Source organism: Plantactinospora sp. DSM 117369, assembly GCF_053764795.1.
Map to the genome: position 1 here is coordinate 7,820,171 of NZ_CM132446.1, position 12,849 is coordinate 7,833,019.

Genomic DNA, 12,849 nt, shown 5'->3' on the forward strand with positions numbered 1-12,849 from the left:
GCGGATCCTCTGGTGGCCGGAATACCCGACCCGTCGGCGTCAACGCCGGTTCCGGACTACGCGACCGTCGGCCTCGACGTCGGGCTCGGCGTCGGGCTCGGTGCTACCCGACCTGTTGGGTTCGCGGCCGCCGTCGGGTGGGGTCGGTCTAGGCGACTCGTCGGCGCCGGCGCCGGTTGGCGAGCCGCGTCGGTGCCGAGACCGGGGCGTCCAGGATCTCGACGTCGAAGCCGGCCCGGGTGAAGACCTCGATCGCGTGCATCTCGTCGGCGGTCAGCGCGGCCTGCCCCGGTGGCTGGTCCAGCAGGGCACTCACCAGGCACCCGGAACAGGCCGCACCCCGGAGGGTGCAACTGTCGCAGTCGATGAGCATCTGCTCACTCCTCAAAGCAGCGGGAGACGGTGGTTGTCGTGACGTGGCCACCGTCCGTGACATCGACGCTAGAACAGGGGTACGACAAAACCTCCGTTGCCGCCCAACGCCCCCATCCGGATGATCAACGGACAAAGGGGCGCCCGGGCCGTCGCGGCGCTTCCGGCACGCTGTGCCGCAGGCGGCCGGTCAGGAGCGGGCGAGCCGGCGGAGCAGGGAATCCGCGCCGAGCGGATAGGCGCCGTGCCGGCGTACCCCGTCGGCGACCTCGCGGTCGGAGGAGACCACCACGACGGGCCGGCCGGCCGGCTCGGCCCGGACCAGCCGGCGGATCAGGTCGTCGGCGGTCTCGCCCTTCCGGGAGAACAGCACCCGTACGCCGCGCGGCGCGGGCGGCAGCCCGTGCATCCGCTCGGCGCCGTCGAAGACGACCGTCACCTCGTCACCGGTCTGCGCCGCGATGCCGCCCAGTCCGGTGATCAGACGCTTGCGCTGCTGCTCCAGGGACATCTCGCCGAAGCCGCGCTTGGTGACGTTGTAGCCGTCGACCACCAGGTGCGCCCGGGGCAGGGCCAGCAGCTCGTCCAGCCGGGCCGGATCGTCGGCGTCCAGTGCCCGGGCCGAGTTGGCCGCCGCCGGACGCTCGGCGAACGCGTCGGCGACGTAGTCGGCCGGCAACCGGTCGGCAGGATCGAGGGCGAGTTCCCGGCGCAGCCCGACGGCGGCCCGGCCGATCGTCTCCAGCAGCAGCCAGAGCCGGGCGTCGTCGACCGAGCGGGCCTCCTTGGCGGTCTGCCGGACCGCACCCGCGGCCGCCTCGGCCTCGGCCAGCCGGGCCCGTACCCGGCGCAGCTCGGCCTCGTGGTCGGCCGCCGCCCGGCTGGCCCGGCCCTTCTCGGTGGCCAGCAGCTCGGCCGCCCGCCGCTGCCCAGCCTGGGTCTCCCGCAGCGTCCGGCCCAGCACCCGGTTCTCCTCGCGGAGCTGGCCCAACTCCTCCCGGAGCCGGGCCACCTCGTCGCGCAGCTTGTCGGCCTCCACCTTCGCCACCGCACGGTCGTGCTCGGCCCGAGTGGCCCGCTGTTCGGCCTCGCGGACCAGCTCGGCGACAACCGCGCTGTCCGCCTCGGCCCGGACCGCCGCACCGGCGTCCTCGACCAGGTGACGCCAGCCCGGCGGCCGGGTCAGGTAGGCGAGCGCGGCGACCTCCACCGGATCGGCGGCGGCCGGACTTCCCCCGGAGACCACCACGGAGCCGAGTTCGCCGGCCTCGGAGAGCACCCGGCTGGCCACCCGCTGCCGGAACAGCGGATCGGCGGCGAGCTGGGTGGCGATCGGTCCGCCGCCGAGCCGGGCCCGCCGGTTCGGCGCGAACTTGGCGACCCGGCGCAGCGGCGGGGGAAGTTCGTCGCTGGGCAGCGTCGGCAGCGCGGCAGCGGCCAGGCTGACGATCCGGGCCCGGACCGGCTCCGGCAGCGTCGGCTCCGGCTCCCGATCGACCGCCTCCCGATCGGCTGGTCCTCCGGCACCCGCCGCACCGCCGACCGGCCCACTCGCGATCCGGTCCGGGCCCGCCGCCTCGCGCTCGGCCGAGCCGCCGCCGGCCAGGTCGGTGCCGGTCAGGTCACCGCCGATCGGGTACGGGCCGGCCGGCTCGCCACCGGCCAACTCGGCCAGCTCGGTCAGCCGGTCGTCGGGCGGTTCGGTCTCGCCGCCGGTGGAGCCGGGCGGGGTGTCGGTGCCCAGCGTGGGCGTAGCCTCCGGCTCGTCGGCACCGGCTAAGGCCGGACGCGGCTCGTCGGTGCCGCCGTCCCGTCCGGGATCGCCAGCACGCTCGGAGCGCGCGGGCTGCGCCGCCTCCTCGCGGAGGCGGTCGTCGGACGGTTCGGCGCGGGGCATGCCGCAAGTCTCCCACCGACACCCTACCGATCGCCCAACACCTCAGATGATCTCGCCCCGTCGGCCCCCCGGTAACGAGTGGTACGGATGATGCGGAAGTGTCGTACGTGCCGCCTACCCTGCCCGCCGTGGTCCCACCTCAATATGTTCAGGGCACGCTGGACGGCCTGCCGGACGGCACTCCCGGCGCGGACGGCTGGCCCGACGAGGCGATGTCGCTGCACCAGACCACCTTCGTGGTGCTCGACCTGGAGACCACCGGGGGCGCCCCGGACGGCGGCGGGATCACCGAGATCGGCGCGGTCAAGGTGCGCGGCGGCGAGGAGCTGGGCGTGCTGGCCACCCTGGTCAACCCGGGTGAACCGATCCCGCCGTTCATCACCGTGCTGACCGGGATCACCCAGGCGATGCTGCTGCCGGCCCCGCCGGTCGAGGAGGTGCTGCCCAGCCTGCTGGAGTTCCTCCGGGGTGCGGTGCTGGTCGCGCACAACGCCCCGTACGACGTGGGTTTCCTCAAGGCCGCCTGCGCCCGGCACGGCTACACCTGGCCGAGCCCCCGGGTGCTGGACACGGCGGCGCTGGCCCGTCGGGTGCTCACCCGGGACGAGGTGCCCAACCGCAAGCTCGGCACCCTGGCGGCCTACTTCCGCACCCCGCACCAGCCGACGCACCGGGCACTGGCCGACGCGCACGCCACCGTGGATGTGCTGCACGGGCTGATCGCCCGGCTCGGCGGGCACCGGGTGGAGACCCTCGGCGAGGCGATCGAGTTCGCCAGGGCGGTCACCCCGACCCAGCGCCGCAAGCGGCACCTGGCCGAGGGGCTGCCCAGGGTGCCCGGGGTCTACATCTTCCGGGCCGCCGACGACCGGCCGCTCTACGTCGGCACCTCCGGCGACATCGCCACCCGGGTGCGCAGCTACTTCACGGCCGCCGAGAAGCGGGCCCGGATCTCGGAGATGCTGGCCGCCGCCGAGCGGGTGGAGGCGGTCGAGTGCGCCCATCCGCTGGAGGCCGAGGTACGCGAGCTGCGGCTGATCGCGGCGCACGCCCCGCCCTACAATCGCCGGTCGAAGTTTCCGGAGCGGGTGGTCTGGCTCAAGTTGACCTCTGAGCCGTACCCGCGGCTGTCCCTGGTCCGGTCGCTGGGGCCGGACGACGCAGCCTATCTCGGCCCGTTCAGCTCCCGCCGCTCGGCCGAGCTCGCCGCGGCCGGGGTGCACGACGCCGTACCGCTGCGCCAGTGCACCCCCCGGCTCTCGGTCCGGACCACCAGCCCGGCCTGCGCCCTGGCCGAGCTGGGTCGCTGCCCGGCACCGTGCGAGCACCGGATCTCGGTCGACGAGTACGCGCACCGCGCGGTCGAGCCGGTCCGTTCCGCCCTGGTGGACGACCCGCAGATCCTGGTCGACGCGCTGCTGACCCGGATCGGGGTGCTCTCCGACGCCCGGCGCTACGAGGAGGCGGCGGTGGTGCGGAGCCGGCTGGCGGCGGTGCTCCGGGCCACCGTCCGGATGCAACGGCTGGTCGGGCTGACCCGGATCAGCGAGCTGGCCGCCGCCCGGCGGGCCGCCGACGGCGGTTGGGAGATCGCGGTGATCCGGCACGGCCGGCTGGCCGGGGCCGGTACCGCCGCGCCGGGCGTGCCGCCCCGGGGGGTGCTCGACCTGGTCCGGGCCACCGCCGAGACGGTGCTGCCCGGGCACGGTCCGGTCCCGAACGCGTCGGCCGAGGAGTCCGAACGCATCCTGTCCTGGTTGGAGCGACCCGACACGAGGCTGGTCGAGACGTCCACCGGTTGGGCCTCTCCGGCCAGGGGCGCGGGGCGGTTCCGTGACCTGCTGGTCCGGGCCGAGGCGGCGGCGTCGAGACAACTCCCGACCGAACGCACATAAGCAAGTGACCGATCGGACGACCTTCACTCCTTTAGGCTGTTAGAGAAGTGCAGTCCTGCCCGATTTCGGGGCTTGCGTTCGCACCGGCATCCCGGCGCGTCCGTCGGCACCGGACGCGGCGGTGAGTGAGGGGGTGGCTCCGCGTGAACCTCGAAGCCGGTCACGGCGCTGCCTTCGGAAGCGCCCGCCCGACGGAGATCACGCTGAGCAGACGGCTGCGCTCGTTGCTGTCCTGGCCGTCCGCTGAGGACGACCCGGTGACCCAACTGGTCCGGGCGCACCGCAGTGTGCACCCCAGCGCCGATGTCGGAGTGGTGCGGCGCAGCTACGCCATTGCCGAGAGCATGCACCGCGGGCAGTTCCGCAAGAGCGGCGAGCCGTACATCACCCATCCGCTGGCGGTGGCGCAGATCTGCGCCGAGTTGGGGATGGACACCGTCACCCTGGTCGCCGCGCTGTTGCACGACACCGTGGAGGACACCCGCTACACCCTCCAGGCGCTCACCGGTGACTTCGGACGCGAGGTGGCACACCTGGTCGACGGGGTGACCAAGTTCGACAAGGCGTTCTACGGCAAGGCGGCCGAGGCCGAGACGATCCGCAAGATGATCATTGCTGCGGGCAAGGACGTCCGGGTGCTGATCATCAAGCTCGCGGACCGGCTGCACAACATGCGTACCCTCGACGCCCGGTCGCTCGCCTCCCGGGCCCGGATCGCCCGGGCCACCCAGGAGGTGCTGGTCCCGCTCTGCGACCGGCTCGGCATCCAGGCGCTCAAGCGTGACCTGGACGACGTGGTGCTGCGTCACCTCGAACCCGAGGCGTACGCCCGGATCGACGAGTACGTCAAGAACCGGCCGGACTGGGCCGGTTACCTCGACGACGTGGTCAGCCAGGCCAAGGTGGTGCTCCGGCGTGACAAGATCGTCTCCACCGTCCGGCGCCGGGACCGGCACTACTACTCGATCTGGAAGGACACCGTCGCCCGGGACCAGACCACCCCGTTCGACCTGCCCCGGATCGCGATCGTGGTGGACGGGCCGGACACCGACTGCTACGCCGCGCTCGGCTCGATCCACGGGCTCTGGCGGCCGGTCGCCGGGCGGTTCAAGGACTACATCGCCGCACCGAAGAACAACCTCTACAAGTCCCTGCACACCACGGTGATCGGGCCGAACGAGCGGACCGTCGAGGTGCTGATCCGGACCAAGACGATGGACCAGTCCGCCGAGTACGGCATCGCGGCCGACTTCCGCTTCCCCAAGCTCGGGGTGGACGCCGCGGGCGGCGCCGAACAGCTCGACTGGTTGCAGCGGGTGCTCAACTGGGAACGGGACACCGCCGACCCGGCGCAGTTCCTCCAGTCGCTGCGCTGCGACCTCGCCGAGACCCAGATCCAGGTCTTCGCCGAGGGCCGGCAGATCGTCCTGCCGGCCGGTTCCACCCCGGTCGACCTGGCGTACGAGTTGGGCCCGCACCGGGGCGACCACTGCCTCGCCGCGAAGATCAACGGCCGGCTCGCCCCACTCTCGTCGGAACTGGACGAGGGCGACGTGGTCGAGATCTTCAGCGAGACCGACGCGCAGGGCGAGTTCGACCTGGCGGTCGCCCCGCCGGGGCCGCGCAAGGAGTGGCTCGGCTTCGTCAAGTCGCCGCAGGCGCAGATGCAGATCAACCGCTGGTTCGCCGAGCACCAGGAGCCGGCGATCTCGATCTCCGACAAGGTCCGGCTCGGCCGGGCCACCATCGGGCTGACGCTGCGCAAGCACGACCGGGGGCTCGCCAACGACCTGCCGCTGCGCCGGCTGGCCGAGGAGCAGGGCTATCCCGACCTGGAGACCCTGCTGGTCGCGGTGGTCGACCGGACGGTCGAGCCGGACGCCGTGGTCGAGCAGCTGATCGCGATGGTGGACCACCAGGAGTGACCGGTGTGCCCCGGGTCACCCGCCGGGCCGGTACGCCATCTAGCCTGGTCCGGTGATCCCCCGCCGCTCGTCGACGCGCGCCGTCGGCTACAAGGTCTTCTACCGTCTGCCCCTCGGGGTGCGCCGCCGGTTGGTCCGACTGGCGGTGCCGAAGTACATCGTCGGCGCGGTCACCCTGGTCTACGACGCCGAGGCGGCGGCGCCGGGCCGGATCCTGCTGCTGCGCCAGCCGCCGGGCCGGAAGTGGACCCTGCCGGCCGGGCTGCTCCAGCGTCGCGAGACCCCGCTGGCCGGCGCTGCCCGGGAACTGCACGAGGAGACCGGCATCGCGCTGCCGTTGACGGAGTTCCAGCCGGCCCTGCCGAACGCGGTCGTACACCTCAAAGGCTGGGTCGACATGGTCTTCGAGGCACGCGTCCCGGCCTCGACCACCGAACTGGTGGTCGACGGCGCCGAGGTGTTCGAGGCCGCCTGGCACCCGCTCGACGGGTTGCCCCCGCTCAGCACCGCGACCGCCCGGCTGCTCGCCCACTACGGGATCGGCCCCCTCGCCGAGACCGACCCGGCCGGCGCCCCGCCACCGTCGTGACCACGGCTCCCGGCCCGGCGCCACAGCCCGGTCCGGCGCGGATCGTCGCCAGCGCGCTGCCCGCCGGCGTCGAGATCTGCGCCGTGGTGCTGGCCGCCGGGGAGGGCCGCCGGCTGCGCCCGCTCACCGAACACCTGCCGAAGGCGCTCTGTCCGGTGGGGAACGTGCCGCTGCTGGACCGGGCGCTCGACCGGGTGTCGGCGCTCGGCTTCGACACCCCGGCGACGGTGGCGGTGAACGCCTGCTATCTCGGTGACCAGGTGGTGTGGCACGTGGGCGGCCGGGCCGCGCTCTCGGTCGAGCCCGGTGACCCGCTCGGTACCTCCGGCGGGGTGGCCAACCTGCGCAACTGGATCGACGGCCGGGGCGTACTCGTCGGGAACGCCGACGCCTATCTGGCCGCGCCCGGCACGCCACCCGGGCCGGACATCGCCGCGCTGCTCGCCGGCTGGGACGGTACGACGGTACGGCTGCTCGGCCAGCCGGTCGACGGGCCGTCCCGCCCCGGCGACTTCGGCCGGCACCGGTTCGCCGGCTTCTCGCTGCTGCCCTGGGCCCGGGTCCGGGACCTGCCGGTCGAGCCGGCGGAACTGGTGCGCACCGTGTGGCGCCCCGCCGAGGCGGCCGGCGATCTGGAGGTGGTCGAGTTCTCCGGCCGGTACCTGGACACCGGCACGCCGGCCGACTACCTGGCGGCGAACCTGCACGCGGCGGGCGGCGGCAGCCTGGTCGACCCGACCGCCGAGGTGAGCGGCGAACTCCGGGCGGCGGTGGTCGGCGCCGGTGCCGTGGTCCGGGGCACCCTGCACCGCTGCGTGGTCTGGCCCGGCGGCCTGGTCCGGGCCGACGAGCACCTGACCGACGCGGTACGGGTCGGCGACCGCCTGACCGTCCCGGCGCCGGCCGCTCCCGCGTCGGGCCGGTAGCCGCCACCCGTCGGGCGAAGCTCTAGCATGGGCGGGCAGCCGCGACACGGCACCCGATCGCCGCCCGGCGCGGGCCGCGCCAGCGAGCACGTCGACGAGAGGAGTCCCCCGGTGATCACCGCGATCGTCCTGATCGACTGCGCCACCGACTCGATCCCCGAGGTGGCCGAGACGCTGGCCGCGGTGCCCGGCGTCAGCGAGGTCTACTCGGTGGCGGGTCACGTCGACCTGATCGCGATCGTCCGGGTACGCGAGTTCGAGCAGATCGCCGAGGTGATCGCCGGACGGATCTCGAAGGTCCCGGGCGTGGTCGGCACCGAGTCGCACATCGCCTTCCGGGCGTACTCCCAGCACGACCTGGAGGAGGCGTTCGCGATCGGCCTCCCCGACCCGGACTGACCCCGCAGCCCCGACCCGGTCCGGCGCCCGGTGTGCCACTCGCCCCGCGCGATGCCCTGGACGACGCAGTGGGTGAACGGCGGCTACCTGCCGGTAACGTGAGCCGATACGCTCGCCGGATGACCGCCACGCCGGACCAGGACCCGACTCCCGACCACGAGGAGTCCTTCGTCGACCGCAGCGGCGACCGGATCGCCCTGCGCAGCTATCCGGACCCGGTCGGCGCGCCGGAGGCGCCGGTCGTGCTGGTCTGGCCGGCGATGGGGGTACGGGCCAGCTACTACGCGCCGTTCGCCGCCGCGCTCCGGACCGCCGGCTTCGCCGTGGTCGTGGCCGACCTGCGGGGTACCGGCGCCAGCACCCCGGCACCGAGCCGCGCCTCCAGGTACGGCTACGCGGAGCTGGCCGGTGACGTCGGCGCGGTGCTGGAGAGCCTGAAGCCGCGGCTCGACGGCCGGACCCGGATCCTGCTCGGCCACTCGCTCGGCGGGCAGGCCGCGCTGCTGCACCTGGCGCTCGACCCCGCGACGCAGGTCGACGGGCTGGCCCTGGTCGCGGTCGGGCTGCCGTACTGGCGGGCCTATCCGGGCCGCCGTCGCTTCGCCGTCCTCGCCGGCACCCAGTTCATCCACGGCTGCGCGGTCGCCCTCGGCCGCTGGCCCGGCTGGGGCTTCGGCGGCCGGCAGGCGCGCGGGGTGATCCGGGACTGGGCGTACACCGCCCGGACGGGGCGGTTTCCCCGGCTCGACAGGGTGGATGTCGAGGCCGCCGTGCGGGAGGTGCGTACCCCGGTGCTGGCGGTCAGCGTCGACCACGACCAGTACTCGCCGCACGAGACCCTCGACTACCTCTGCGACAAGCTGGTCGCCGCGCCGATCCGGCGTACCCGGTACACGGTTGCCGAGAGCGGCACCCGACTCGACCACTTCACCTGGGTACGCGCGTCGGCGCCGATCGCCGCCCGGGTGGCGGCGTTCGCCGCGGAGCTGCCGCCCCGGTAGGTCCGCCTGCCCCGGGGCCGGAAAGACGCCCGGGTGTGCCGACGGGTCCCCCGGGCGTGAGTGACCGGAGGACCCGTCATGCCGCCGCGTCGCGGCGGCGGACTAGCTGATGGTCGGGCTCGGCGTGACCGTGCCGCCCGGCGTCGGAGCGCCGGAGCTGATTCCCGGACTCGGTGCCACCGTGGTGCCACCCGGGATCGGGATGCCCAGACTCTGGGCCACCGCCACCAGCGCGTTGTGGTGCGCCTGGAGCACCGGTGCCGCCTGCTGCGCCACCTGCTTGGCCGACGGGTCGGAGCCCTGGGTCAACTCGGCCTGTACCAGCTGCATCGCCTGGGTGTGCGCGGTGAGCTGGGCAGTGACCCACTGCGTGTCGAAGTCGGCACCAGTGACGTTTTGCAACTGATTGATCACCGCTTGCTGCTCGCTCGTCACCTTGTTCGGCAGCGTCAGGTGAGCCGCCGAGGCGACGCTCTGCACCTTCTGGTCGAGCTGGGTGTGATCCGTCACGAACCGACCGCCGAGGTCCTTGACCTCCTGGTTCGCCCCCTTCTGCTTGGCCAGGTTGCCGGTCGCGATCTCCGCGAGATTCACCTGGTGGATCGACTGCAGGAACTGCCTGTCCTGCGCCGACAGCGAAGCGGACGGCGTGGCCGACGGCGTCCCCGACGGTGCGGCGGCGGCGCTGTACGCGGCACCCGCCGGTACGAGGCCGAGCACCGCCATCGAGACGAGCACGCCCAAGCGTTTGACGACCAACATGTTTGTTCCCCCCTCCGTCGTTGAACTTCGGGGATACCCGGTTGACCCGAGCACACGCGGACCGATGGCAGCCGGAATCGGCCGGGTCCGGCACGATCCCGCCCGACGGACGCAGCCGCCCGACCTCGACGCGCGTTTGCCCATCGCCCCGCCGGGTACCCCGCACCCGGCGGTATGCGCGACCGCCGGACCCGGCGAAAATCACGCGACGGTGGCAGCGCCCGACGATCGCGCTACCTCCCCGAAGTAGCGCCCTCGGGCCGAGCTGAAGTGGCCGCCGCAGACGCGCTCGCCAACGTACGCAACATCGGCATCATGGCGCCGGCCACGCCTTCGCCAGGAACAGTGCGACCGTGCTCGGGGAATCCCCGCCCGCTAGAGCTCGTCGGCCTTGGCCGCCTTGGCGACCTCGACCCAGGTGTCGAGGGTGCGGGCGGCGGCGCCGGAGTCGATCGACTCGGCCGCCCGGGCCAGCCCGTCCCGCATCGCCGGTAGCAGTCCACCGGCGAACCCGCCGTTGGCCGCCAGGGCGGCAGCGGCGTTGACCAGTACCGCGTCCCGGACCGGGCCACGCTCGCCGGTCAGCAGCCGGCGGGTCACGTCGGCGTTGAAGGCGGCGTCACCACCACGCAGGTCGCCGGGGGCCGAGCGGGGTAGGTCGAGGTCGGCGGCGTCGGCCACGGTCTCGGTGACCCGACCCTGGTCCGCGATCCACAGCCGGGTCGGCGCGCCGGTGCTGAACTCGTCGAGCCCGTCCTCGCCGCGCATCACCAGCACCGAGTCGCCGCGCCGGGCGAAGACCTCGGCCACCACCGGAGCCATCCGGGGGTCGAAGCACCCCACCGCGCCGGACCGGGGCCGGGCCGGGTTGGTCAGCGGGCCGAGGACGTTGAAGACCGTCGGGACGCCCATCTCCCGGCGGGGCACCGCGGTGTGCCGCATCCCGGGGTGGAACCGGGCGGCGAAGCAGAACCCGATGCCGACCTCGGTCACGCACCGGGCCACCCCGGCCGGGCCCAGGTCGAGCGGCACACCGAGGAATTCGAGCAGGTCGGCGGCGCCGCACGAGGAGGAGGCGGCCCGGTTGCCGTGCTTGACGACGCGTACCCCGGCGCCGGCCACCACCATCGCGGTCATGGTGGAGATGTTGACGGTGTGTGCGCGGTCTCCGCCGGTGCCGACCACGTCCACGGCGTCGGCCCGGAGCGGCTCGGGCAGCTCCACCAGGGTCGCCCGGCCCAGCATCGCCTCGACCAGGCCGGCCAGTTCGGCCGGGGTCTCCCCCTTGGCCCGCAGCGCCGTGGCGAACCCGGCGATCTGGACCGGTGTCGCCGACCCCGACATGATCTCCCCCATCGCCCACGCGGTGTCGGCGGTGGAGAGTTCCTCGGCGCGCAGCAGCGCGGCGAGCAGGTTGGGCCAGGTCCGTTCCCCCATGCGGGCCTCCCGGGCGGGGCGGGTGGTTGGCGGTGTGTGGTGGTGCGGTTTCCCCGGAGCCCTAGGAGCGCGCGCTCGCCCCGCTGGCGCGGGCGCGGAGCAGGCCGGCCACGGTCTGGCCGGTGGTCACCGGGTCGAGCGGGTGCACCAGGGTGGCGTCGACCTGGGCGTACGCCGCGAGCCAGCGGTCGGCCGCCCGGGCGATCACCACGCAGGTCGGCGGGGCGTCGTCCCGGTCGTCCTTGATCTGCCGGGCGATGCCGAGCCCACCGGACGGGGTCGCCTCGCCGTCGAGCAGCAGCAGGTCGATCTCGTAGTCGTCGACCAGCCGGATGCACTCGTCGTAGCTGGCCGCGTCGACGAACTCGACGGTCAGGTCGGCCGCCGGCCGGGTGCCGACGGCGAGCCGCATCCGGTCCCGGACCTCCGGGTCGTCGCTGTAGAGCAGGACGGTGTACTGACGATCGCTCATCGGTCGCTGGGCTCCCACCTCGTAGCTGCCCGCCGATCGTACCGGTCGGCTCCGGGGCCCGACCGGCCCGCCCGGCTCCCGGGGCCGGCACCGCCCGAATCCCGGGACACCGGGTACGCCGGGCGCCGCATCCGGCCCACCCCGTTACACCGCGCTGCCGGCAGCCCGTTCCCGAGCCTCCTGGCGGTCCAGTTCCCGGTCCACCCGGCGGGCCTCCCGCTCGGACTGCCGCACCCACTGCACCACCAGCACAGCGAGCATGGTGACGCTGACGAACTCGCCCCCGGCCCAGAGGACCCCGCCAGCGACCTTCTGGTCGTTCCACGGGTCGGACCAGGCCAGCCCGAGCGACGGGTACCAGTCGCCGCCGAAGAGGGTGGTGCTCTGCATCACCGTGAGCCCGAGCACGGTGTGGAACGGCACCGAGAGCACCATCAGCAACGCCCGGGCCGGGTAGGGCCAGCGGCCCGGCAGCGGGTCGAGCCCGACCAGCGGCCAGAAGAAGAGGCAGCCGGTGAGGATGAAGTGCGCGTGCACCAGCTCGTGGCCGAACGAGTTCTCCAGGGTCCACCGGTAGAGCCCGGAGAAATACAACACGAACGGGTTGACCACGAAGATCGCGTACGCGAAGAGCGGGAAGGAGAGCACCTTCGCCACCCGGCTGTGCAGCACCGCGAGCAGTCGCCGCCGGGGTGCCTTGCCGAGGGTACGCAGCGCCAGCGTCACCGGGGCGCCGAGGGCGAGGAAGATCGGCGCGATCATCGACAGCACCATGTGCTGGACCATGTGCACCGACAGCAGGGTGGTGTCGTACGCGCCCAGCCCGCTGAGCGTGACCGCGGCGATCCCGCCCAGCCCCGGCCCGAGGAAGAGCACGGTACGCAGCACCGGCCAGGTGTGCCCGCGCACCCGCAGCCGGTGTACGCCGTACAGGTAGCAGGCGGCGGCCAGCACCAGGCCGACGGCGAGCCAGTTGTTCAGCGTGGCCTCGGTGAAGACGGCGGAGACGGTGAACGGGGCCGTCTCGGCGCCCCCACCGGCGAGAACGGCCGGTGCCGGGGGCACGGCCGAGGCGGTACCGGGATCGAGGTGCAGCACGTTTTTCAGGCTAGGCCAGACGAACCGGGCGAGGCATGTCACCCCGTCCGACGAGGCAGTTAGGCCACCCCGACGA

At 73.6% G+C, this 12,849-nt stretch carries 12 protein-coding genes; 6 read left to right on the forward strand and 6 right to left on the reverse strand.

Features of this window, described 5'->3' with window-relative positions; all coding sequences use genetic code 11:
* Positions 1-148: 148 nt before the first annotated feature.
* Positions 149-373 (reverse strand): hypothetical protein, encoded by a 225-nt coding sequence (locus ACSMXO_RS33255; RefSeq protein ID WP_318394341.1) that lies wholly within the window; start codon positions 371-373, stop codon positions 149-151.
* 189 nt (positions 374-562) lie between these two features.
* On the reverse strand, positions 563-2,269 hold the full coding sequence (locus ACSMXO_RS33260; RefSeq protein ID WP_455415122.1) for an NYN domain-containing protein: 1,707 nt from the start codon (positions 2,267-2,269) through the stop codon (positions 563-565).
* A 128-nt stretch (positions 2,270-2,397) separates the two neighbouring features.
* Here ACSMXO_RS33260 and ACSMXO_RS33265 point away from each other — a divergent pair, with 128 nt between their 5' ends.
* The 6 genes from ACSMXO_RS33265 to ACSMXO_RS33290 all read left to right on the forward strand — a co-directional run bounded on the left by ACSMXO_RS33265 (position 2,398) and on the right by ACSMXO_RS33290 (position 9,004).
* Positions 2,398-4,164 carry a DEDD exonuclease domain-containing protein gene (locus tag ACSMXO_RS33265; RefSeq protein ID WP_455415123.1) on the forward strand — a complete coding sequence of 589 codons (1,767 nt, stop codon included), beginning with the start codon at positions 2,398-2,400 and terminating at the stop codon, positions 4,162-4,164.
* A gap of 143 nt (positions 4,165-4,307) precedes the next feature.
* The gene (locus ACSMXO_RS33270) at positions 4,308-6,089 is read left to right on the forward strand and encodes a RelA/SpoT family protein (protein ID WP_455415124.1); all 1,782 of its coding nucleotides are present in this window, start codon (positions 4,308-4,310) and stop codon (positions 6,087-6,089) included.
* A 55-nt stretch (positions 6,090-6,144) separates the two neighbouring features.
* Entirely contained in the window at positions 6,145-6,678 is a 534-nt protein-coding gene (locus ACSMXO_RS33275; protein ID WP_455419373.1) for an NUDIX hydrolase, read from the forward strand.
* Positions 6,679-6,734: 56 nt separating this feature from the next.
* Positions 6,735-7,604 (forward strand): nucleotidyltransferase family protein, encoded by an 870-nt coding sequence (locus ACSMXO_RS33280; protein ID WP_455419374.1) that lies wholly within the window; start codon positions 6,735-6,737, stop codon positions 7,602-7,604.
* A gap of 111 nt (positions 7,605-7,715) precedes the next feature.
* Positions 7,716-8,003 (forward strand): Lrp/AsnC family transcriptional regulator, encoded by a 288-nt coding sequence (locus ACSMXO_RS33285; protein WP_318394338.1) that lies wholly within the window; start codon positions 7,716-7,718, stop codon positions 8,001-8,003.
* 119 nt (positions 8,004-8,122) lie between these two features.
* Positions 8,123-9,004, forward strand: a complete 882-nt coding sequence (locus tag ACSMXO_RS33290) for an alpha/beta hydrolase family protein (protein WP_455415125.1) — start codon at positions 8,123-8,125, stop codon at positions 9,002-9,004.
* A 102-nt stretch (positions 9,005-9,106) separates the two neighbouring features.
* On the opposite strand, the gene ACSMXO_RS33295 is transcribed toward ACSMXO_RS33290, so the two are convergent.
* The 4 genes from ACSMXO_RS33295 to ACSMXO_RS33310 form a co-directional block, all read right to left on the reverse strand.
* Positions 9,107-9,766 (reverse strand): DUF4142 domain-containing protein, encoded by a 660-nt coding sequence (locus ACSMXO_RS33295; RefSeq protein ID WP_346257922.1) that lies wholly within the window; start codon positions 9,764-9,766, stop codon positions 9,107-9,109.
* A 375-nt stretch (positions 9,767-10,141) separates the two neighbouring features.
* Complete coding sequence (trpD, locus tag ACSMXO_RS33300; protein WP_455415126.1) at positions 10,142-11,203, reverse strand: anthranilate phosphoribosyltransferase; 1,062 nt, start codon at positions 11,201-11,203, stop codon at positions 10,142-10,144.
* 61 nt (positions 11,204-11,264) lie between these two features.
* Positions 11,265-11,675 carry a response regulator gene (locus tag ACSMXO_RS33305; protein WP_346257924.1) on the reverse strand — a complete coding sequence of 137 codons (411 nt, stop codon included), beginning with the start codon at positions 11,673-11,675 and terminating at the stop codon, positions 11,265-11,267.
* A gap of 144 nt (positions 11,676-11,819) precedes the next feature.
* Positions 11,820-12,773, reverse strand: a complete 954-nt coding sequence (locus tag ACSMXO_RS33310) for a cytochrome c oxidase assembly protein (protein WP_455415127.1) — start codon at positions 12,771-12,773, stop codon at positions 11,820-11,822.
* Positions 12,774-12,849 lie beyond the last annotated feature (76 nt).